Genomic DNA, 25,005 nt, shown 5'->3' on the forward strand with positions numbered 1-25,005 from the left:
GGTATAAAATATGCAACATTCAGTGCTTCACAAAATTTTATTGTACAAAAAACAATGGATATCTAAAAAAAAACAATATTACCCATTACATATCTTACAAAATACAATAAAAAAAAGTAAACGTAATTTCTATAAAGCTCTATCTAACCAAACACACCAAACAATACTTATATTAGAATGCAAAAAAGCTTCTCCTTCTAATGGAATTATTTGCAACAATTTTAATCCTATTGAAATTGCAAAAATCTATAAAAATTACGCTACTATAATATCAGTACTAACTGATAAAAAATATTTTCACGGAAATTTTAACATTCTAAAAAATATCAGCAACCATGTGGAACAGCCAATATTATGTAAAGACTTTTTTATATCAGAATGGCAAATTTATTTTGCACGATTTTATCAAGCTGATGCTATTTTACTAATACTATCAATTTTAGACGATGCAACATATCAACAATTAGTATATATAGCTCATAAATTATGTATGGGTGTACTTACAGAAATTTCAAATGAAAATGAATTACATCGAGCGAAATATTTAGGAGCTAAAGTTATAGGAATAAATAACCGTAATTTACATAATCTTTCAATTGATTTAAATCGTACCATTATTCTCGGTAAAAAAATACCTAAACATATTACATCTATTAGTGAATCTGGTATCGAATGTTACGCTCATATAAAAAAACTCAAACACTATGTCAACGGATTTTTAATTGGCACAAAATTAATGAGTCAACCAAAATTAGATATAGCAATAAAAAAACTAATTTTTGGAGAAAATAAAATATGTGGGTTAACTAAAACACAAGATGCAAAATTTATTGACAAATTAGGAGCAATATACGGCGGATTAATTTTTGTACCTAATTCAATGCGATACATTAGTATCAAATCTGCAGAAAACATTGTTTCTGGCACTAAAAGATTATGCTATGTTGGAGTATTTGCTAATGAAAATATTTCTCATATTATTAATATAGTAAATATATTACATCTATCTGCAATACAATTGCATGGTGCGGAAGATCAAAATTACATTAATATTTTACGAAATCAATTACCTTCTACATGTCATATATGGAAATATATTGATATGAATCATACTGTATTAATAAAGCAACATAAATTAATTAATGTTCATCGTTATTTAGCAGATAACGGAGGCGGAAGTGGAAAAACGTTTAATTGGACACTATTATCTACTATGAAACGAAGAAAAACCATTCTAGCAGGCGGATTGACAATAGATAATTGCGCTAAAGCTGCACAAATGGGTTGCGCAGGTTTAGATTTTAATTCTGGAGTAGAAATTCTACCAGGAATTAAAGATCATCAAAAACTTACTAAAATATTCCGCATACTACACGTATAATAAAATAATTATTAAAGGAATTAAATAAATTTATATGAAAAGATTAAAATCTTACTTTGGTGAATTTGGAGGTATGTATGTACCACAAATATTAGTTCCAGCACTCATACAATTAGAAAAATCGTTTATATCTGCAAAAAATGATCCTACATTTCAAAAAAAACTAAAACACCTTTTAAATAATTATGCTGGAAGACCTACACCATTAACACTGTGCAAAAACCTTACAAAAAATACTAATACTAAACTATACCTAAAACGTGAAGATTTACTGCATGGAGGATCACATAAAACCAACCAAGTTCTAGGTCAAGCATTATTAGCTAAACGCATGTTAAAAACTGAAATAATTGCTGAAACAGGCGCGGGTCAACACGGAGTAGCTGTATCTATTGCATCATCTCTACTGAATTTAAAATGTCGCATTTATATGGGAGCAAAAGATATAAAAAGACAACGATCCAATGTACTAAAAATGCAATTAATGGGAACAAAAATAATACCAGTACACCACGGAACTGCCACATTAAAAGACGCTTGTAACGAAGCTATGAGAGCATGGTCTAAAACCTATGAATATACACATTACATGATTGGTACAGCAGCTGGTCCACATCCATTTCCCACAATTGTTAAAGAATTTCAAAGCATCATTGGAGTAGAAACATACAAACAAATACAATTATATGAAAAAAGATTACCAGATACTATTATTGCTTGTATTGGTGGTGGATCTAATGCAATTGGAATATTTTCTAAATTTCTTAAAACACCATCCGTACAGTTATTAGGAATAGAAGCTGGAGGATTAGGAATTGATACTGCAAAACATGGTGCTTCTTTACAAAAAGGACAAACGGGAATACATTTTGGTATGAAAACTAAAATTTTACAATCTTCAGAGGGTCAAATAAAAAATTCTCATTCTATTGCTGCAGGATTAGATTTTCCATCTGTAGGCCCAGAACATGCTCATTTAAAAAATATTGGTAGAGCACAATATATCTCTGTTAATGATATAGAAGCGATAAAAGCTTTTAAAATCTTATCAACACAAGAAGGTATCATACCAGCATTAGAATCTGCTCACGCTTTAGCTCACGCCTTAAAAATTATCGCAAAACATCCTGATAAATCTCAAATTTTAGTAGTTAATCTATCTGGACGCGGAGATAAAGATATAGAAACAATTTCTAATGTATAAAACACACCAATTAAGATATATAAAATGAACCGTTATAAAAAATTATTCAAATTTTTAAATAAAAAAAAATCTGGAGCATTCGTACCATTTGTTACGGTCGGTGACCCAGATCCTATTATTTTTATGAAAATTGTCAATACACTAATTACGTCTGGAGCTGATGCAATAGAATTAGGAATACCATTTTCTGATCCTATATCAGATGGTCCTATAATACAAAGAAGCATAGAACGTGCTTTCAAATCTGGCATAAATCTGTCTAATTGTTTATCTATGATAAATACCATACGTAAAAATTATCCATATTTACCTTTAGGATTACTAATATACTCAAATTTAATATTTAAAAAAGGACTAAATAATTTCTATACATGCTGCTCAAATCTAAATATAGATTCTGTTTTAATTCCTGATCTTCCTCTAGAAGAGAGCAAACCATTCTGTAAAATTTCTGCAAAACAAAAAATTTCGCAAATATTCATTTGCCCAACTAATGCTGATGAAAAATTAATACAAAATATTATTTCTAAAGGACAAGGATATATATATTTATTATCCCGACCAGGTATTACTGGAATACAGTCCAATACAGAAAACGATAAGATCGAACACTATGACAATATATTACACAAATTAATTATATCTATAAAAAAACAAAAAAACACACTTCCTATACTACAAGGATTCGGAATATACACACCAAATCAAGCTAAAAAATCATTACTATTAGGTACCTCCGGAATCATCGTGGGTTCTGCAATTGCCCAAATCATTGAAGAAAACATTGATCATTCAGAATTAATTCTAAAAAAATTACAAAAATTCGTATTTTCCATGAAAAGATCTATGAAAATAATTTAAATTACATTAATAATAATTTATTATTACACTTATATTAAGCAATAATTAATATTAATTTCAAATACTTAAGATAAATATAATATGTGCTTCTCATCCTATTTCATAAAGATAAATTTAAAAATTTCAAAAAAATAACAAAACATTTATAGATACATATAAATTATGTTAAAATATAATTTTTCCTATTTATTAGTATCTCAAGCGCACAACTTTAAATAAAAAACCAGTATTTTCTATAAAAATACTAAATTAAAAATATGAAAAATTCATAAAACCTTTCAGTATTCTCAATAATGCAGAGTAAATAATTAACGTACATTATGAAACATAAAAAATATATTACTATCTAATAATATATAAAAAATTAAATTTGCAATGTGCAATATATTGATAATATTAATAAATTCTATTAATTAATAATAATTACATAATTTTCTGAAAATTACTATAATTCTATTAAAAATAATCATACTATCATATTAGTACCTAATTAAAGCACACAATTTTCGATAATATTGATTATTATTTAATTTATTACATTTTAAAGATTATATATTAATAATATAAATTATTTTTAATATGCAGTTAAAATTTAAAAATTTTTCAAAAATAAAAAATATATATCACTCTATTAAAATAGATATTTAACTATCATTTAATATTTATTGCTAATATAAGTTACTAATATTTTAAGTAATTTTAAAACTAATCCAATACATACAGTTACTAACTTTTAATATATTAAAAATTTATTAAGTCTCAAAAAATCTTATTTTTTATGAACTTTATAACTACTATCTTTAATAACTATTTTATCATGTAAACAAAATCTAAATGTAACAACTAAATTTTTTTCTGGTCTATTACTTTCATACCGCCAAGTACGCATTGCTGCATTCACACACTTCTCAAATACCCCAACAGGACTTGCCAATAAAATACGTATATTTTTAACTGTTCCATTGACATTGATATCATACTGTACAATTATTCTCCCTTCAATACCTAATACCTTAGCTTTTCTAGGATATTCCGGATTAACTCTATGAATAAAGTGCACTCTCAAACCTCTAGAAGAGACTAATTGATCTTTCTTAGGTAACACAACAGCATCAGTTTTAGGGCAAGAAATATCAGCGCTATATTTTAATGATGAAACATCATGTGTTTTAGATGACAGTTTATTAGCAATATTACGATTAATCACCGTGTTTTCTATACAGTTTTTAACTTTAATATCATATTTATCCTGAAGATTTTTTTTTATATGAGGGGATTGTGGATGCTCCAATATTTTTTGAGAACATTGATGCATATTTAATATGGATACTGAAATTGTCTCATGTTTCTGTATATGAATGGTCTGATTGAAAAAATAAGAAAAATAATAAAATAACGCAATTATAACTAATGTGTGTATTATACATGATAAAAAATAACAAAAAAACATCAACATAAATATTGTATTTTTACATAATCTAATTAATCTTTAAAAACCATTTTTTCAATATAATAAGAAATTCTATTTTGCATAAAATTCTATGTATACACAACATACTTGTTTACAACAAGTATTTTTATAAACACATAATTTTATTTAAAATACCAAATTACATATTTAAATCACTAATTTTATACGCTCTTATATTATATATAAATTATATAAATTTTTTTATAAAAGACCAATCTTCTTATATTAAATATAATAATTTATGTATTCATATTAACGATATCTTTTAAAAATATTAAAATCATTATAATTACATAATTATAAAATATTTACACAAAAATAATCATATTTTTTTAATTTTTTAAAATTTTGTAAAATTTGAAAAAAATATATTATATTAAAATATAGTATAAATACTTTAAAAAAATTATTTTATATTTTATTATCTTATCAGTAAACACTTATCAAGTCATAATAAACATAAAATCTTACAACACAAGGTTTGTTTAAAATATTATTAAATATATTTAATACATAAACTTTCTATATACTGAATATTATGTAAATAATTACATGCAATAAATATAATAACTTACCATTCTTATTAAGAAGATCATAAATAAGGTTTATCATAAATATGATTGCAGCTCATACTATATTGAATTATATTTTTTTCTGCAGTTATTGGTTAATTATCTTGTTAGTTACATACAAAATTCTTATAAAACGCAGAGCCATTCCATCATCTATGGCATGGTTATTAATAATTTATGTAATACCATTAATAGGTGCTATCACATATTTATTATTTGGAGAATATAATCTTGGCAAACACAGATCGAATCGAATTAAAATAGCATGGAATTCTACTATGGATCGTATTAAAAAACTTAAAACTTACAAACACATATTTCCCACAAAACACAGTAGAATAGCTGCTTCATTATTTAAATTATGTGAACATCGTCAAGGTATCGGAGCGCTCAAAGGCAACAAAATACAATTATTTAAACAAACTCAAGATACTATCTTATCAATAATAAAAGATATTGAGTTGGCAAAAAATAGCATTGATATGGTCTTTTACATTTGGGAATCAGGAGGGTTGGTTGATCAAGTTATCACAAAACTGATCACAGCAGCCAAAAAAGGAATTCGATGCAGAATCTTGTTAGACTCTGCTGGATGCGCCAATTTTTTTAACAGTTCATATCCTGATATTATGAGACAATCTGGTATTAATATCGTAGAAGCATTACACGTTAATTTACTAAGAATTTTTCTACGTCGTATGGATTTACGACAACATAGAAAAATGATATTAATTGATGACCATATTGCATATACCGGCAGTATGAATATGGTAGATCCACAAATCTTTAAACAAAACATTGGAATAGGACAATGGATAGATATTATGGTTCGTATAGATGGCCCAGTGACCTCAGCAATGAGTATAATATTTTCTTCCGACTGGGCTGTTGAAACTGGACAGTATTCTTTATTTCCACTACTTCTAAATCCATGCACAAACACACATAAAGTAATTACAGGACACACTATACAAATTATTCCCTCCGGTCCTGGATACCCAGAAGGAATAATGCACCAAATATTACTAATGTCATTATATGAAGCACGAAAAAAGCTTATTATTACTACTCCATATCTAATACCTAGCGATGACTTACTATATGCTATTTGCACAGCAGCACAACGAGGCGTCGAGGTACATATTATTATACCAAAATACAACGATTCAATATTAGTAAAATGGGCTAGCAGAGCTTTTTTCAGCGAACTACTAAATGCTGGAGTATTAATACATCAATTTCAAAATGGATTATTACATGTAAAAAGTGTGCTAATCGACCAACAAATTAGCTTAATAGGTAGTGTGAATTTAGATATACGTAGCTTGTGGTTAAACTTAGAGATTACTCTAATAATAGATAGTAAAGATTTCAGTAACAAATTAGAAAAAATACAAAACAATTATATTAATCTTTCTCAAAAACTCGACCCAAAAAAATGGGCTAACAGACCCTGCTGGGAACGAATTGTTGAACGCTTATTCTATTTCTTAAGTCCACTATTATAATAAATCTATATTTTTACACTCGTAAAACAAATAAATACTGCACTGCTCAATAAAATAACCATTAGCATAATATTCATTATCAAACATAAATCTGCTTTAAAATTTTCAATATTTTATAAGCCTATAAAATATATTTTCTATCAAAATAATATTTTGAAAAACTAAATTATAAAATTATGTATCTAACATTTTAGATGAGTATAATATTCTTAATTATATTGAAACTTATAAACGAATAAAATTCGTAACAAATGTTATCTCAAAAAAAATTGGATACTGTAGATTATGATGGTAATTTGATTTTATCTATAAAATGCTTACGACACACAGAAACATAACGATCATTTCCTCCCAGCAAAATTTGATCGCCATCGCTTGTCACTGCACCTTTTTTATCTAATCTTAATACTCTATTAGCTTTTCTTCCGCAGTAACAAATAGTCTTTAATTCAATTAATTTGTCCGCCCAAGCTAATAACCAAGCACTTCCTGCAAATAAATCTCCTCTAAAATCAGTACGTAAACCATAGCATAATACTGGAATATTCAAAATATCTACTATTTTACTTAAATCTACAACCTGATCACGATTCAAAAAATGACACTCATCTATTAAAACGCAGTGCACAATACTATTGTGATTTATCTCTGTTATTTGATAAAAAAAATTAGTTGTCTTATTGAAAATTCTCGCAGATGAAGTTAATCCAATACGAGATCTAATGATTTTATTTATAAAATGCGATTTTAAAGACTCTATTTCAAAAGTATATAATACTGTATGCATACCTCTCTCTTTATAATTATAAGAAGATTGTAATAAAGAGGTAGTTTTTCCTGCATTCATTGCAGAATAATAAAAATATAATTGCGCCATATAATGTATATCCTTTTCTTACAAAAATAAAACATCTATTTAATTAATAATAAAACTTTCAAAAACAAAAAATCTTTTATAAACTATATGCTCATTAAACTAAATAATTTTAACAAATTATTTATAAAAAAATAAATGTTATTTATTATATAGAACTATTGAAAACAATATGTATATTCTAATATTATTCATATAATGAAAATTATAATATGACAACAAGACTAATACTTAAATCTAATTTTTGCGATTATTTAATAAAATTAAATAATATATATTATAAATAATTAATGAAAATTAAATAATAAGGTTACTTAAAATATAAAATAAAATTAATAATGATTTTTAATCATATAAAATAAAAACTTAAATTATAATAATTTATTGCATAATTAATCTTATTAAAATGTTAATATATAAATATTATAGTAGTTAACATTTTCTATCCCAATCAATAAAATTTATCAATTAAAATATTTGAGATTCAATCTATGAAAGAGGCATTTAAAATTCTTAATAATATCCGTACTCTACGCGCAAAAACTAGAGCATTAACTCTTGAGACACTAGAAGAAATGCTAAAAAAATTAAAAATTATTGTTAATGAACGTCGCGAAGCTAATAATCAAGCTCAAGCTAAAATAGAAAAACACACTAGAAAATTACAACAATACCGAGATATGCTAATGGCTGATGGCATAAATCCTAATGAATTATTACAAAATACAAATAAAATAAAAAAACTATTACATAAAAATAAACGCACATCACGACCAGCAAAATATAAGTATATTAACAAATTCGGTGAAATAAAAACATGGACAGGTCAAGGACGAACACCTGCAATAATTAAAAATGCTATAAACACACAAAAAAAAACACTAAAAGACTTTTTATTGTAAATAAAAATTTTCTATAGTTACATGTTATCGTGAAATAATAACATGTAACTATATCGTGCGCCTAACATTAAATTTAAAATACATAAATGCAAAAAACTATTATAAATATCTTAAGGACTATATTTTACATTCATAAAATCTAATATTTCTTTATGAGAACAAAACAACAATACCCTAAAAAACTTATGTTTATAAGTCTCTATTAATTTGAACAAATACTAAAATATTATATTTTATAATATAATTTGAGTTAATTTAAATACATTCAATCATCAATATGTAAATATAAACATTCCTAATAATATTATTATATCAATATAATTTTATGATCCCAAAAAATCTTGTACTTTAAAAAACTAAATAAAAATAAATTCAATCATTGTGTTTGAAACAGTAACAACTTATAAAAGTTTCACTCAATATTAATAATAAAATCAATAAACAAGACAACACTGTATTTAAAAATGAAATTATAAAAATGTTCTATTTTTATAACACTTAATATAAAAATACTATTTTTAGTGCATATATCTTAATATAAAATATCCCTGTAAATCATATTCATATTATGATCATCACCAATACTTCTATTAAAGTTATTAAATAACATTTCATGCTACATAAAATTATTAATTTATATAAACAAAACCAGATATTAGTATATTTGAATAAAATTATTAATTTAAAAATCATTGCTACATTGAAATTAAATTAATAATTATGATACTAGTTAACTTTTAAAAACAAATAAAATATCTTATTTAATAAGAATTAATATTTTTTATAATAAAAATAACACATCAAAAATCCAATCTAAATTTATAAAAATTTACTATTATCAATAAACTTGTAGCGTTATAATAAATTTATTTATAAATATAATATTCTAAAGAATTGAAAAATTATATTTACTATACAAAATAACTAATTTCATGTAAATTTAACCAATACATAATACGCTCGGAGAAACTAAATATTTTACATACACAAAAACAATAAAAAATTTAAATTTACTATATCATTAATAATATAAAATATTACAAATATACTGTATAATATAATGTAGGATTTACACACTACAAAATAATATTGTATCTTACAACATAAAAAATTTAAAAATTCTTATAAAGATGAGATTTGTTTCTTTTAATATAAATGGAATACGCGCCCACATACATCAATTAAATTCAATTATCAACAAATTAAAACCTGATGTAATTGGATTGCAAGAAACTAAAGTACATGATGATTCTTTTCCTATAAAGGAAATATCACAATATGGATATTATGTATATTTTTATGGTCAAAAAAAATATCATGGAGTTGCACTTTTTTTAAAAAAAAAACCAATTTCTGTCTTATATGGATTTAATGATGATAACCAATTGTCTCAAAAAAGAATAATTACAGCTAATATAGCAACACCCATTGGAAATTTAACTATTATAAATGCTTACTTTCCTCAAGGTGAAAATAGAAATCATGAAGAAAAATTTGGTTATAAAAAATATTTTTACGAAAAATTACAAACACATATAGAACTCAGTTATAATAATAATGCATTATTATTAATAATGGGAGATATGAATATTAGCCCAACAGATTATGATATAGGTATTAATGATAAAAACAAACAAAATTGGATACAAACAGGACGTTGTTCTTTCTTACCTGAAGAAAGAAAATGGATAAACAATTTAATTAATTGGGGATTAATTGATATATATAGAAAATTACACCCACAAAACAAAAAACGCTATTCTTGGTTTAGCTATCAATCAAATAGCTTCAAAAATAATATAGGACTACGTATAGATTTAATATTAGTTACACATCCTTTAGCAAATCTATGTGAAAGCATTGGTATTTGTTATAATATTCGAAATATGCATAAACCTTCTGATCATGCGCCAATATACGCAGATTTTTATTTATCATAAGTAATTTTAATTATTAAAAAAATAAGTAATAAAACTATTATCTTAAAATATAAATATTATTTCCATCTTACCTAGTAAGATCATTAAATTAAGTAATTAATATAATTCGCGTTTAACTTAACATTTAAATGCATAAAATATAACAAACAGAACATGTATGTAGGATGCAAAGAATGTCTTTCATAAAGAAAACGTATATATGGAATATATATAGAATTTTATATAAAGTGCTAAAATATAGCATAAAATTTTTACATTTCGTTCGCATTACAATAACAAACATACTGTTCATGCTACTTATAATATTAATTATTATTATATACTTAAATGTACGTAATCCTGTAAAATCACTACCAAAAAACACTGCATTAGTTTTAGATATTAATGGCACAATAGTAGATAAACCTGCAACATATAATACATTTAAAAAAATTAGCCAAAATTTACTAAATACAACCACACCCAATACTCAAGAAAACTCTCTTTTTGATGTTATAAATATAATACGTCAAGCTAAAAACGATTCTAATATAACTGGATTAATATTGTCACTAAAAAATTTCTCGGGTTGTAACCAGACATCATTAGAATATATAGGAAAAGTTTTACGAGAATTTCAAAGTTCCGGAAAAGTAATTTATGCTATTTCTGATTACTATAGTCAATCACAATATTTTCTAGCAAGTTATGCAAATAAAATATTTCTTACTCCACAAGGAACAGTAGATTTAAGAGGTATGTACACTAATCGATTTTATTACAAATCTTTACTAGATAATTTAAAAATTAATACACATATTTTCAGAGTGGGAGAATACAAATCGGCTGTCGAACCTTTTATGCAAAATCAAATGTCGCTTCATGTACGTAATGAAGAAAAAAAATTAATAAATTATCTATGGAATCAATACTTAAATATTGTTGCTATCAATAGAAAAACAACAATACAAAAAATTTTTCCGGGTATCACCACTATAATAAATGGATTATCTCAAGCCCATGGAAATACAGCGGTTTACGCACTAAAAAATAACTGGATTGATGAAATTGCGCCTTATTCCGAAATAGAAAACAAAATGAAAAAAATATTTGGGTACGACATAACCAATTCATCACTCCATGCAATTAGCATGTATGATTATCATATAAAAACTCCCAAAAAACACAATAATCAAATAGCCATTATTTGTGTAAATGGACCGATTATCGATGGCACTGATAATGCAGGCATAATTGGTGGAGATACTATCGTACAAAACATTCGTAATGCTCGACTCAATCCTAAAGTTAAAGCAATAGTACTCAGAGTAAATAGCCCAGGAGGCAGTGTTAATGCTTCAGAATTAATTAGACTTGAACTAATATCTACTAAAAACTCTGGAAAACCAATAGTTGTATGCATGGGAAGCATAGCAGCTTCAGGAGGGTACTGGATTTCAACTCCAGCTAATGTTATTATTGCTAATAATAATACTCTCACCGGTTCAATAGGAATATTTGGTATTATTAATACATTCGAAAAATCTCTTGATTCTATAGGAATACATAGTGATGGCGTAGATACATCGCCTATAGCCAACATTTCCTCGACTAAATCGTTACCCCCGGAATATGTTAACATGATGCAAATTTACGTAAACACTAACTATCATTATTTTGTTAACACTGTAGCTACCGCACGTTGCAAAACTATAAATGATGTTAAAAAAATCGCTCAAGGCCATATATGGCTGGGACATGATGCAATACGTTATGGTTTAATAGACTGTATCGGAGACCTAGATGATGCAATTAACACAGCTGCTAATTTAGCTAATTTAAAGGAGTACCAAATTAACTGGTATAAAGATCAAGCAAACTGGATCGATTCTTTAATGAAAGCAACTAATAAAATTTTATTAAATATAATAACTGACCTATTCAACCAACATAATCTATTTACTAATTTCAATAAAAATATACAAATAAACTATTCTGACATAATCTCACCATTCAAATGGAATGATCCTAAAAATTGCTATGCCCTTTATTCAAATTATGACCCATTTATAAAATAAATGATTCATAAAAACATTTTTATACAAAAACTATACATATCACATCGATATCATACAATGTACTTGTATATAATATTTATATAATCTGAAACAAAATTTTCACACATGATTTTCATTTATTAAAAAGTATAATACAATACCAAATTGGTAAAATATTTACTATTAAACTCTAATAAAGATACAAATAAACAGTCAAAACACTATTGACATGTTTATATAACACCTATATTAAATAGCATCTTTAAGATCTAATAAACTGGATGACATTTTTATATGGTCTACATAAAAATGTTTTTTAGACAAAAATAATATCATACAATATATTTTGATTAAAATAGGAGTAAAATCTATGGTAGTAAAAATAGGTATTAATGGATTTGGTAGAATAGGTCGAGTAATTTTTAGAAACGCACAAGATAGAAAAGACGTAGAAATTGTAGCTATTAATGATATACTAAGCATTGAACATATAGCATATCTACTAAAATATGACTCCACCCATGGAAAATTTAATGGAACTATTTATACAAAAAAAAATTGTTTAATTATAAATAATAAAGTTGTTCATTATACCTCAGAAAAAGACCCAAAAAAATTATTTTGGAAAAAATTTCATGTAGATGTTGTTGCTGAATCCACAGGAGCTTTTCTAACTCAAGAAAAATCTTACGGACATATACTATCTGGCGCCCAAAAGGTAATACTAACAGCACCACCAAAAGATAATACTCCTATGTTTGTTATGGGAGTAAACCATAACTTATATAATGGAGAAAAAATAATATCTAACGCATCATGTACCACTAATTGTTTAGCACCTTTAGCAAAAACTGTCCATGAAAATTTCGAAATCACTGAAGGCATGATGACTACTGTACATGCAGTCACTGCTACTCAAAAGACTGTAGATGCTCCAACACATAAAGATTGGAAAATTGGACGCAGCGCATACCAAAATATAATACCATCTTCTACTGGAGCAACTCAAGCTTTAGGAAAAGTGATTACAGAATTATCTGGAAAATTAATAGGAATGTCATTCAGAGTACCTGTGGCAAATGTATCTGTTGTAGATTTAACTGTACATTTAAAAAAATCCACATCTTATAAAGATATTTGCGACGCAATACAACATGCCGCTCAAAACCAATTAAAGGGTATTATGGGGTATACCAATGAAAAATTAGTATCTAGTGATTTTAATGGAGAAAAATTAATTTCTATATTTGACGCGCACACTAGTCTAGCATTAAATAACAATTTTTTTAAGTTAATATCTTGGTATGATAACGAGACAGGATATTCTGATAAAATATTAGATTTAAGCGTATTTATTTCTAATAAATAAACTTATATTTAATATAAATACAAATAATAATACCGTTAATTTTATATTTTTATAACTTTTAAAATTAAATAAAATAATATATAAAATAAACCAAATTAATTCTTTGCATTTTATATAAAAAATTTAATCTTTGATACTTTAAAAAATTTTTTATAACACATAATAAACATGTGCTACTATACAATTTAAGATACAAAATAAAATGGTATAATATTTTTATACATGCAGCAAGTGAAATAATATGAAAACATTTATCTAAATTAGATAATTTTAAAAAATTCCTATATCACGTTAATATAATTAATTTTAGATGATGGTCTATGCTGTTGTTCTTACGTAACTGTTCTAAAATTAGAAAATACTGGTTTTTATTAATTCTAACAATTATTACCTTAGAATTAACTGCTTTATATCTACAACATATCTCTATATTTATACCCTGTATATTATGTATATATCAAAGATGCGCTTTGGGCGGCATAGGAATTGCAGGTATAATAGCAATAATTTCCCCAAAAATTTATATTATAAGAATGTTAGCTGTATGTATTTGGATATACAGCGCTTGGAAAGGTTTTTTACTAGCTAAAGAACAAATCAATATACAATCAAACCCCTCCCCATTTCTTACATGTGACCTATTTGTCCAATTTCCTAACTGGATCCCCTTAAACAAATGGTGGCCTAACGTATTTGAAGGACAAGGAGACTGTGCTACAAATACACAACATTTTCTATTCCTAGAAATATCTCAATGGATGATAATAATTTTTACCAGCTATTTACTAATATCAATACTAATATTTCTCTCACACATCCTTCACACAAAAAAAAGAAAAAACCCATTACTATAGATAAAACACACTCCATAAAAATTATTTATTTAATATTTTTTTAAAATAAACAACACTAATTGTACAATATAACTAATATATTTCGATACCAAAATATAAATTTTAAAAACATTTTTGTAAAAAGCTGATCTATTTAAAAAAAACTATAATAATATTATACAATGACTTATAAAGTAAAAAATCTACATTGTTAAATAACATTTAAATAAAAACAAATTAGTACTATTATTCTATATAATATGATATTCTTATTCAGTAGAATATACACCAAAATTTACTATTAACTATTAAAATAATTAATTATATATTATGTACACTTAATAAGTTACTATTAAATTGCATGTTTCTGCAACATACAAAACTGTGAAAAAATTAATGTGTCTATTAGCATAAAAACAACCAACTTCTCCTTATTAGTAGTGCATATTTACAGCGCATGCTTAAAAACAATAAAAATTTCATTAATAGAAAAAATCAAAAAAGCGCCATATTTTTTATCAGAAAATACACCAGTTTTAATAAATGTTGAAAATCTCAACCATCAAAGCAACTGGCATGCTATATATCAAATAATATCAGATTCTGGATTGTTAATAGTTGGAGTATGTTGTTGTTACAACGAAAAATTAAAAGAAATTATTGCTTCTAGTGGTATACCAATTTTCCCTAAACAAAATAATTATATTATAGGAAATAACTTAACAAAAAAACATAAAGATAATTCAATTAATTACAAAACAAAATTAATTAATACACCAATACGATCTGGACAAAAAATATACGCTCGTCTCAGGGACCTCATTATTGTAGCAAATGTTAACGCAGGAGCAGAAATTATCTCTGATGGTAATATACATATATATGGAACAATGCGGGGACGTGTATTAGCAGGCGCATCTGGAAATAAAGAATCTCAAATATTCTGCACCCATTTATCTCCAGAATTAGTGTCTATTGGCGGGAAATATTGGCTCAACGATCAAATCCCGCAAGAATTTTCAGGAAAATCAGTTAGACTCAGTCTAAAAAACAACAAACTTATCATTCAAAATTTATAATACTCGGAATGTATGCATGACCAGAATCATAGTTATAACATCAGGTAAAGGTGGTGTAGGAAAAACAACATCAAGCGCTGCGATTGCTACCGGATTAGCATTAAAAGGTAAAAAAACCGCTGTAATTGATTTTGATATCGGACTTCGAAATCTTGATTTAATTATGGGATGTGAACGTAGAGTGGTATATGATTTCATCAATGTCATACAGGGAGATGCTACACTAAATCAAGCTTTAATTAAAGATAAACATACTGCGCATTTATATATTTTACCTGCTTCACAAACAAAAGATAAAAACTCTTTAACTCTAATAGGAATAAAAGAAATATTTAATAATCTTAATAAAATGAATTTTGAATTTATAATATGTGACTCACCAGCAGGAATAGATAGTGGTGCTTTAGCCGCTTTATATTTTGCTGATGAAGCTATAATAACCACTAATCCAGAAGTTTCTTCAGTACATGATTCAGATCGTATGCTAGGTCTTTTATCATCAAAATCTAAACGCGCCGAAAATAATATAGAAGAATCTATAAAAGAATATCTATTATTGACCCGATATAACCCCGATCGCGTTAAAAACGGAGATATGTTAAGTTTAGAGGATGTAATGGAAATACTAAGAATACCTTTAATAGGAGTAATACCTGAAGATAAATCAGTACTAAGAGCATCTAATCAGGGCACGCCTATTATTTTAGACAAAGCATCAAAAGCGGGGCACGCATATTCAGATACAGTGAAGCGCTTATTAGGCGAATCATGCCCATTCAGATTTACTGAAGAAAAAAAAATAAGCTTCCTTAAGCGAATTTTTGGAAGGTAATACTATTATGGTATTATTAAATATCTTTTCCTTAAAAAGAAAAACACCAGCTAATATTGCTAAACAAAGATTAAAAAATATTATTTCTAAAAACTTAAAAAACAAAAATATTACAAATCCTTATTTCTTAGCTCAACTAAAACTTGATTTAATACAAGTAATAAATAAATATATACACAAACCACATGTACTCACAGTACGATTGGAACAAAAAGAAAATGATATATCTTTACTAAGATGCAAAATAATTATATTCGAAAAAAAAAGCAAAATTATTTAATTTAAAACAAACAATTTCATTAATAAATTAGACAATTAATATATCTTATTATGTGCATATAATAAGCTAAAAGTACGATATTTCTTTACTTTTAAAAAACCACATACATCTAATTCACCAATAATAATGTATATTATACTGAACAAGTATCACCAACAAACAAATTAATATCTCTATAAAATAATCAATACAACACTACGTACTATGTAGTTCTATAAAATTTTAGAAATCAACATCCTAAATTAAAATATAAAATTAAATATTCAATAAAATTATTATACATGAAATATATACACATAAATGCAATATATACAATAACTATTGTTCACATAAATAAACTATTACTTCTTTATAATATTTAAATCACGCAAATACACAGGCCTTACTTGATAGGGTGTAATAAATCTCTTATTTTTCCAACTACACATGCCCACCAATAACATATCCTGCGCTTCAGGATACATAATGCTTCTTTTTAAGATAAATTCATTACATGCATTTATTTCTTGCAACACCAAATATTTATTCCAACCTGTTCCTACAAAACCCCAATTTCCTAAAAATAAATTACCAAAAAATAGCAATTTTTCTGCTATAAATTCCGCTTTTGACCGAAATTCATTAATATAGCTAACCCAACAATTACAATCACTTAACTTATAATAATACGCCCAATATAATTCACCCATCTGCGCATCAATCACAGATATTACATGCTTAGTAGAAAAAATACGAAAAGCTCCTTGAGCTAATACCTCTAAAGACGATACTGCTACTAATGGCAAATCAGCACCTAACGCTAAACCTTGGGCTACACTTATTCCAACACGCACACCAACAAAACTCCCAGGACCTCTATTAAATATAATACAATCAAGGGATTTTAAATTAATACCAACCTCTATTAATAACGTATCAATCATACATAATATTTTTTCCGCATGTTTTCTAGCAGCTATTACCTTATTGCTATAAATATGATTATTAATCATTAAAGCAACAGAACATAAATCAGTAGTAGTATCAAAAGCTAAAATCCGAATTGGCATATTATTAAATGATTAAAACACAAATTATTAAAACAAATAATAAATTTTAAAGTATTTTTTTACAACACTAATTTAAAATATAAAATTTTATTGCAATTGTATTCATAATATTGAACACATACAAAAATAAAATTCAAAATTAAAATATTTATTATTAGTAATATATAGTGTTCTCTGCAAACAAATACAATTTGTAAGTTTTACAATATATATACTATTTATTTACTGAGCAATAGCATGTATAATTACATATTTAATATCCAATTAAATAAATCATAAAAATAATGTTTCATCTCATTAAAGAAAATATATATATATTAATCACTGCAAGGTTTACGTTTAATGCAAACACAGATTATAGAGTTATCGTATTATCCTGATATCACAGTTAATCTTTTTGCGCCTTTATCTCACATCAACTGGTCTATATTATTATATTCTGGAGATAATAATAAACATTTAGGTGGTAGATTCGATATATTAGTCACTAATCCCATTCTGACTCTAGTTTCTCAACATAACATTACTAAAATTTCATATAATAAAAAATACCACATTAGTAATATGAATCCATTTCTTTTGCTAAAAAAATATCTTCATAATACCAATATACGCATACATAATGATTGTCACATACCTTTTCAAGGAGGATTATTAGGAGTATTTGGATATGATCTCATAAGATATATGGAAGAATCAATTCCAACAATAGCACAAAACGACTTATTACTACCAGATATGGCGGTCGGGTTATATAAATGGGCTATCATAACAGATCATAAACTATACAAAAGCTATTTAGTTGCTCAAGATAATCCTAAAAAAATACTATCTTGGCTATATAATCAGAAATATATATATTATAAAAAAATTTTTTTAAAACAACAATTTAATATTAAACAACCTTGGAAAAGCAATATAAATAAACACGAATATTCAAAAAAATTTGATATTATTAAAAATAATATAATTCTGGGAAATTGCTATCAAACATGTCTTGCTCAACGATTTTATACATTATATTCAGGTAATGAATGGTTAGCATTTCGCCATCTATTGCGTCACAATCACGCACCTTTTTCTGCTTTTATTAGGTTACCTAATAAAATTAGCATATTGAGTTTATCTCCAGAACGCTTTCTAAAATTACATAACTCCAAAATAAAAACACAACCAATCAAAGGAACATTACCAATATTAGAAAATAAACAGGATAATTTACAACAAATCATTAAACTATCACGCTCAAAAAAAAATCAAGCAGAAAACTTGATGATTGTTGATTTATTAAGAAATGATTTAGGAAAAGTATCTATACCAGGCAGTATTCGTGTCACTAAATTATTTGATATACAGTCATTTTCAGGAGTGCATCACATGGTTAGCACAATCACAGGAATACTGGAAAAACATTATTCCGCTTGCGACTTATTGAACGCGTGTTTTCCTGGTGGATCAATAACTGGCGCGCCAAAAATCCAAGCGATTAAATTAATCGAGCAATTAGAACCACAACGTCGAAATATTTGGTCAGGTAGTATTGGATATTTAAGTTACTGTGGTAATATGGATTCTAATATTGCAATTAGAACATTATTAACTACAAAACAAAAAATATTCTGTTCTGTAGGAAGTGGTATTATTTTTGATAGCAAAAAAGATGCAGAATACCAAGAAATACAAGATAAAGCATTTACTCTACTACAACCACTATTAGATAAATTTTATTAACAATAACTATTATAATAAATAAATTTTATTGTATTTAATACTAAAAATAAGATTGTCAATACTAATTAGGTTTATTATTATTAATAAACCGCTCAATTTCAACTAATTCAATACGATATTCTATCATCTTTCTAATTATAAATTTCCATGTATTAATTATTAGTATATCACCTTCTTTGGGTATATGATCACAACGAGATAATAACAATCCTGCTAAAGATACTATATGATCATCACAGCGATGTACTAAATCATATGTTTGTAAAGCTTGCTGCAAAGCATGTAAGTCCATACCACCTTTTGCTAACCAACCTGTTCCGTTGTTAATACTTTCAATTTCTGGAGTTTCATCTTCATCGGGAAATTCACCCGCTATAGCTTCTAATACATCTAAAGGAGTAATTAAACCTTGTATAATACCAAATTCATTTGATACTATCACCATACTACCTTTTGCGCGACGTAATTCTCTTAATAAATTTAAAACATCTAAAGTTTCCGGAACTACGACAGGAGCGCTATCTGCAGCAAATTGCGCAACTTGCTCACCAAGAGAAATAGCCGCCATTAAATCTTTAGCGCGCACTATACCTATCAGTTGATCTAACTCACCATCACATACTGGAAACATATTATGTGGAGTATTCATTAATATAGAATATAATTCTTGCACGGGCTTTTGAGCATCTAACCATGAAATTTTATTTCTAGGAGTCATTATACTCCGTAAAGTACGAGAAGCCAATGATAATACTCCAGTAATCATATGACGTTCTTCTTCAGCAAAATGCGTTTCTGATACAGACACAACAGAGCATTTCTCTGCAATAGGACTCCGTTCTGTCATATTATCTCCACCCATTAATCGCATAATAGCTTCCGCTGTACGTTCTCGCATTGATGTAGTCGACTGATTTTTTATAAAATTACAATGAGCAATCTGATTAAATAATTCAATCAAAACAGAAAATCCAATCGCAACATATAAATATCCTTTTGGAATATAAAAACCTATCCCTTCTGCAATTAAACTTAAACCAATAATTAATAAAAAACTTAAACATAAAACTACTACAGTTTGATGATTACTAATAAAATTAATTAACACACGCGATAATAACACCATTAAAATTGTTGCAATCACTACTGATAATACCATTACTATTAAATTTTCTACAGTACCAACTGCTGTTATTACTGCATCAATTGAAAAAATAGCATCAAATACCACAATTTGTATAATTACCACCCAAAAACTAGCATATCCACGATGACTAGAATGATTATGAGATTTATGCTCTAATTGTTGATGTAATTCAGTAGTTGCTTTAAATAACAAAAAAATACCACCAAACAATAAGATTAAATCTCTTCCAGAAAATAAAAAAGAAAAAATTCTACACAAAGGATGGGTAAGCGTTGCCAACCATGAAATTAAAGACAATAATCCTACACGCATTATTAATGCAAAAGTCAACCCAATAATACACGCACGTTCACGCTGCTTTTTCGGTAATTTATCAGCTAAAATAGTAATAAATATTAAATTATCAACACCTAATACAATTTCTAAAATTACTAAAGTTAATAATCCGACCCACATCGATATGTCTGTTAAAAAATCCATAATTCTATTCTCCATTAAATATTAAATAACAAACCACTATATGATGTATTTATATTTAAAATATACATATTAAATAATCGATCACATAATTAATGACAAGAAATGAATTAAATAATAACTAATATAATTTAGTATCAGAGGAGGTTATTGCTCAAAGAATCAATATATAAAAATATCATATACCTATTATTTTATAGCATGCTATTATCATAATGTAGTACACAAAATACTTTTTATCAAATATTCTATTAATTAATAGAAATATAAAAAAATCAACTTTTATTGTGCTAAAAAACAGTATAATATACTTCATATTTTTATAATTTTTACTAATTAATTCAATACATACTACGTATATATAAATAATTCAGATACAATAACAAAATATTGATATATTTTTATAAAGTTAATTTTCTATTAAAAATAAATAAAATAGTGAACTTTTATAAAGCAAACGCCTATTCTTAATAGAATAAATTTGCGCAAATCTATACAAGAGGACAATATAGTGACTATTGCTATCATACTAGGAGCTCATGGTACTGTATCGGAACAATTAATTAGAACTGCAGAAATTATTGCAGGAAAACAAAAAAATGTAGCATGGGTTAATTTACTGCCTGAGGAAAATACTGAAATATTAATTAAAAAATATAATGAACATTTATCAAAACTTGATATAAATATTGGTCTATTATTTCTAATAGATACGTGGGGGGGCAGCCCTTTTAATGCTGCACATAATATTATTTCATATAAAAAAAATTGTGATATAATCACTGGTGTTAATATACCCATGTTAATAGAAATATTTCTAGCACGAGAACATATAAATTCTCTCCAAAAATTAGTCAAAATTGCATTAACATCTGGAATAGAAAGTGTAAAATCCGTAAGATTTTCAGAAAATATCGACAATGAACATACAATACACGATGTTGACAAACCCATTACTCAATTCGATATTTTAAATAAAAAAAATAGTAATAATATGCTCATTTGCATAGCACGTATAGATGATAGACTAATTCATGGACAAGTAGTAACGCGTTGGGTAAAAGAATATAATATTCAACGCATTATCGTAGTAAATGATAATATCGCTAAAGATTCAATTAGAAAAACTTTACTTACTCAAGTTACCCCTCCCGGGGTGACCGCCCATGTATTAGATGTAGAAAAAACTATACGTGTATATAATAACCCAAAATATGCTGAAAATAGAGTAATTATGTTATTCACAAATCCCACAGATGTCTTAAGATTAGTTGAAGGCGGAGTACCTATACGTTCAGTAAATATTGGAGGAATGGCATTTTATGAAAACAAAAAACAAATTAACAATGTTATATCAGTAGATAAAAAAGATATAGAAGCTTTTAAAAAACTCGATACATATGGAATCGAATTAGAAGCACGTAAAGTACCATCAGATCCACCAACAAAAATTATGCAAATAATAAATACAATAAATAACTTATAACTAAGTTACCTACATAATATAAATATTATATTATTTTGTATATATTCAGGAAACCAACATGGAAATTAGTACACTTCAAATTACATTATTATTTATTGTCTCTTGTGTCATAGGTATGGGCTCAATATTAGACGAGTTTCAATGTCATAGGCCGTTAATTGCATGTACACTAATAGGATTAATACTAGGAGATATAAAAACCGGTATTATGATAGGAGGAACCTTAGAAATGATAGCGTTAGGATGGATGAATATAGGAGCTGCAGTGGCGCCTGATACTGCCTTAGCATCTATCATATCTACTATTTTAGTAATTTTAGGAAAACAACCTATAGGAACAGGAATAGCATTAGCTATTCCTTTAGCAGCAGCGGGACAAGTATTAACCATTATTGTTCGTACTATTACTGTAGCCTTTCAACACGCCGCTGATACAGCAGCAGAAAAATGTAATATAACAATACTAAATTGGATTCATATTTTAGCACTAATGTTACAGGCTATGCGAGTTGCCATTCCAGCTACCGTAGTTGGAATTTCTGTAGGAACTGAAATTGTACATAGTATGCTACGTGCAATTCCAGAAGTAATAACTAATGGTTTAAATGTTGCTGGGGGTATAATTGTCGTAGTAGGATACGCTATGGTTATTAATATGATGCGAGCTGGATATTTAATGCCATTTTTTTATCTAGGATTTGTTATTACAGCATTCAGTGACTTTAATTTAGTCGCATTAGGTATAATTGGCGTTATACTAGCTATATTATATATACAGCTTTCTCCACGTTATAATCAAGCTCCAAAAAATAATAACCCTCATACATCAACTATTCAATCTACAAATACACTGGACAATGAACTAGATTAATAGGTAATAATAATGATTAATACTTCTAAAATGATCAAAGATACTCAACAAATAAAAAAAATAAACAACAGTGATATACGTGCTGTTTTTATTCGTTCTAATATTTTTCAAGGGTCCTGGAATTTTGAACGTATGCAAGCTTTAGGGTTTTGTTTTTCTATGATTCCAGTAATAAAACGTTTATATACTAAAAATAGTACAGAACAAAAAGAAGCAATTAAAAGACATTTAGAATTTTTTAATACACACCCATATGTTGCTGCTCCTATATTAGGAGTCACTATGGCAATGGAAGAAAAAAAAGCTAATGGCGCCTCTGTAGATAATGCTGCTATAAATGGATTAAAAGTAGGATTAATGGGTCCATTTGCTGGAATAGGAGACCCAATATTTTGGGGCACTGCTAGACCAGTGTTTGCAGCATTGGGGGCTGGAATTGCTATTAGTGGAAATTTATTAGGACCATGTCTATTTTTCATACTATTTAATATAACACGATTAATAGTACGTTACTATGGAATAGTATATGGTTATAAAAAAGGAATTAATATCGTTAATGATATGGGAAAAGGTGTATTACAAAAATTAACAGAAGGTGCTTCTATTTTAGGTCTATTTGTGATGGGCGCGTTAGTAAATAAATGGACTCATATCAACATGCCATATGTATTATCTACTGTTACCGATAATAGCGGCAATGTAACTATTACTACCGTTCAAAATATCTTGGATCAACTAATGCCGGGTTTTGTGCCTTTATTATTAACATTTATGTGTATGTGGTTGTTAAACAATAAAATTAACGCATTATGGATAATTATGGGATTTTTTGGATTTGGAATTTTTGGGTATTGGTTTGGTATTTTGAGTTAAAATTATTATATATTAGTTACCACTAAAATAGAGAGTGAGGGCGCATCAACACAACATTCGCCCTCACTCTCTATTTTAGTGGTAACTAATATATAATAATTTTCCTAATTTCATATATATAATATCTATAATGAATTATACCAAAACACTAACAACTATTATATTAACTCAAAAAAATCAACTTACAATATATATTAGCATATCACGTATACCATCAATAACTTACTAC

20 protein-coding genes are annotated in these 25,005 nt (G+C 26.7%); 16 read left to right on the forward strand and 4 right to left on the reverse strand.

The genetic code is table 11. The features are described 5' to 3' along the window. Positions 1–10: 10 nt before the first annotated feature. The 3 genes from trpCF to trpA are packed head-to-tail and all read left to right on the forward strand — an operon-like array spanning position 11 to position 3,446. Positions 11–1,381 carry a bifunctional indole-3-glycerol-phosphate synthase TrpC/phosphoribosylanthranilate isomerase TrpF gene (gene trpCF, locus M9405_RS02065; RefSeq protein WP_250223058.1) on the forward strand — a complete coding sequence of 457 codons (1,371 nt, stop codon included), beginning with the start codon at positions 11–13 and terminating at the stop codon, positions 1,379–1,381. Positions 1,382–1,415: 34 nt separating this feature from the next. Continuing rightward, complete coding sequence (gene trpB / locus M9405_RS02070; RefSeq protein WP_250223059.1) at positions 1,416–2,585, forward strand: tryptophan synthase subunit beta; 1,170 nt, start codon at positions 1,416–1,418, stop codon at positions 2,583–2,585. A 24-nt stretch (positions 2,586–2,609) separates the two neighbouring features. After that, the gene (gene trpA, locus M9405_RS02075) at positions 2,610–3,446 is read left to right on the forward strand and encodes a tryptophan synthase subunit alpha (protein ID WP_250223060.1); all 837 of its coding nucleotides are present in this window, start codon (positions 2,610–2,612) and stop codon (positions 3,444–3,446) included. Between the two features lie 769 nt (positions 3,447–4,215). Here the strand turns inward: trpA and M9405_RS02080 are convergent. Next, positions 4,216–4,761, reverse strand: coding sequence for a TonB family protein (locus M9405_RS02080; RefSeq protein WP_250223061.1), 546 nt, complete (start codon positions 4,759–4,761; stop codon positions 4,216–4,218). A gap of 772 nt (positions 4,762–5,533) precedes the next feature. On the opposite strand from M9405_RS02080, the gene cls reads away from it, so the two are divergent. Beyond that, positions 5,534–6,997, forward strand: coding sequence for a cardiolipin synthase (gene cls, locus M9405_RS02085; RefSeq protein ID WP_250223062.1), 1,464 nt, complete (start codon positions 5,534–5,536; stop codon positions 6,995–6,997). A gap of 283 nt (positions 6,998–7,280) precedes the next feature. Here cls and M9405_RS02090 read toward each other — a convergent pair whose 3' ends face one another. Beyond that, positions 7,281–7,874, reverse strand: coding sequence for a thymidine kinase (locus M9405_RS02090; RefSeq protein ID WP_250223063.1), 594 nt, complete (start codon positions 7,872–7,874; stop codon positions 7,281–7,283). Positions 7,875–8,362: 488 nt separating this feature from the next. On the opposite strand from M9405_RS02090, the gene hns reads away from it, so the two are divergent. The 8 genes from hns (at position 8,363) to M9405_RS02130 (ending at position 17,142) form a co-directional block, all read left to right on the forward strand. After that, on the forward strand, positions 8,363–8,773 hold the full coding sequence (gene hns, locus M9405_RS02095; protein WP_250223064.1) for a histone-like nucleoid-structuring protein H-NS: 411 nt from the start codon (positions 8,363–8,365) through the stop codon (positions 8,771–8,773). 1,130 nt (positions 8,774–9,903) lie between these two features. After that, on the forward strand, positions 9,904–10,713 hold the full coding sequence (gene xthA / locus M9405_RS02100; RefSeq protein WP_250223065.1) for an exodeoxyribonuclease III: 810 nt from the start codon (positions 9,904–9,906) through the stop codon (positions 10,711–10,713). A 173-nt stretch (positions 10,714–10,886) separates the two neighbouring features. Continuing rightward, complete coding sequence (gene sppA, locus M9405_RS02105; RefSeq protein WP_250223066.1) at positions 10,887–12,770, forward strand: signal peptide peptidase SppA; 1,884 nt, start codon at positions 10,887–10,889, stop codon at positions 12,768–12,770. A 349-nt stretch (positions 12,771–13,119) separates the two neighbouring features. Beyond that, entirely contained in the window at positions 13,120–14,118 is a 999-nt protein-coding gene (gene gap, locus M9405_RS02110) for a type I glyceraldehyde-3-phosphate dehydrogenase (protein WP_250223067.1), read from the forward strand. A gap of 320 nt (positions 14,119–14,438) precedes the next feature. Then, on the forward strand, positions 14,439–14,972 hold the full coding sequence (dsbB, locus tag M9405_RS02115; protein ID WP_250223068.1) for a disulfide bond formation protein DsbB: 534 nt from the start codon (positions 14,439–14,441) through the stop codon (positions 14,970–14,972). A 377-nt stretch (positions 14,973–15,349) separates the two neighbouring features. Continuing rightward, positions 15,350–16,030 (forward strand): septum site-determining protein MinC, encoded by a 681-nt coding sequence (gene minC, locus M9405_RS02120; RefSeq protein ID WP_250223069.1) that lies wholly within the window; start codon positions 15,350–15,352, stop codon positions 16,028–16,030. Between the two features lie 16 nt (positions 16,031–16,046). Then, positions 16,047–16,862 (forward strand): septum site-determining protein MinD, encoded by an 816-nt coding sequence (gene minD / locus M9405_RS02125; RefSeq protein WP_250223070.1) that lies wholly within the window; start codon positions 16,047–16,049, stop codon positions 16,860–16,862. 7 nt (positions 16,863–16,869) lie between these two features. Then, entirely contained in the window at positions 16,870–17,142 is a 273-nt protein-coding gene (locus tag M9405_RS02130; RefSeq protein WP_250223071.1) for a cell division topological specificity factor MinE, read from the forward strand. A 341-nt stretch (positions 17,143–17,483) separates the two neighbouring features. Here M9405_RS02130 and tsaB read toward each other — a convergent pair whose 3' ends face one another. Then, a complete protein-coding gene (gene tsaB, locus M9405_RS02135) occupies positions 17,484–18,191 on the reverse strand; it encodes a tRNA (adenosine(37)-N6)-threonylcarbamoyltransferase complex dimerization subunit type 1 TsaB (protein ID WP_250223072.1) in 708 nt (235 codons plus the stop codon). A 342-nt stretch (positions 18,192–18,533) separates the two neighbouring features. Between tsaB and pabB the strand changes: the two genes are divergently transcribed. Further along, entirely contained in the window at positions 18,534–19,922 is a 1,389-nt protein-coding gene (gene pabB, locus M9405_RS02140; protein WP_250223073.1) for an aminodeoxychorismate synthase component I, read from the forward strand. A 61-nt stretch (positions 19,923–19,983) separates the two neighbouring features. Here the strand turns inward: pabB and M9405_RS02145 are convergent, their stop codons facing one another. Beyond that, on the reverse strand, positions 19,984–21,549 hold the full coding sequence (locus tag M9405_RS02145) for a TerC family protein (protein WP_250223074.1): 1,566 nt from the start codon (positions 21,547–21,549) through the stop codon (positions 19,984–19,986). A 508-nt stretch (positions 21,550–22,057) separates the two neighbouring features. Here M9405_RS02145 and manX point away from each other — a divergent pair. From manX to M9405_RS02160, 3 genes are read left to right on the forward strand one after another with little or no spacing between them, the layout of a single operon-like run. Beyond that, positions 22,058–23,032, forward strand: a complete 975-nt coding sequence (gene manX, locus M9405_RS02150; RefSeq protein ID WP_250223556.1) for a PTS mannose transporter subunit IIAB — start codon at positions 22,058–22,060, stop codon at positions 23,030–23,032. Positions 23,033–23,090: 58 nt separating this feature from the next. Beyond that, positions 23,091–23,903: a PTS mannose/fructose/sorbose transporter subunit IIC gene (locus M9405_RS02155; RefSeq protein ID WP_250223075.1), complete on the forward strand. Its 813-nt coding sequence runs from the start codon at positions 23,091–23,093 to the stop codon at positions 23,901–23,903. 12 nt (positions 23,904–23,915) lie between these two features. Next, positions 23,916–24,776 carry a PTS mannose transporter subunit IID gene (locus M9405_RS02160; RefSeq protein WP_250223076.1) on the forward strand — a complete coding sequence of 287 codons (861 nt, stop codon included), beginning with the start codon at positions 23,916–23,918 and terminating at the stop codon, positions 24,774–24,776. Positions 24,777–25,005: the final 229 nt, after the last annotated feature.

It is taken from the genome of Candidatus Blochmannia ocreatus (assembly GCF_023585745.1).
In the GTDB taxonomy this organism is placed as follows: domain Bacteria; phylum Pseudomonadota; class Gammaproteobacteria; order Enterobacterales; family Enterobacteriaceae; genus Blochmanniella; species Blochmanniella ocreatus.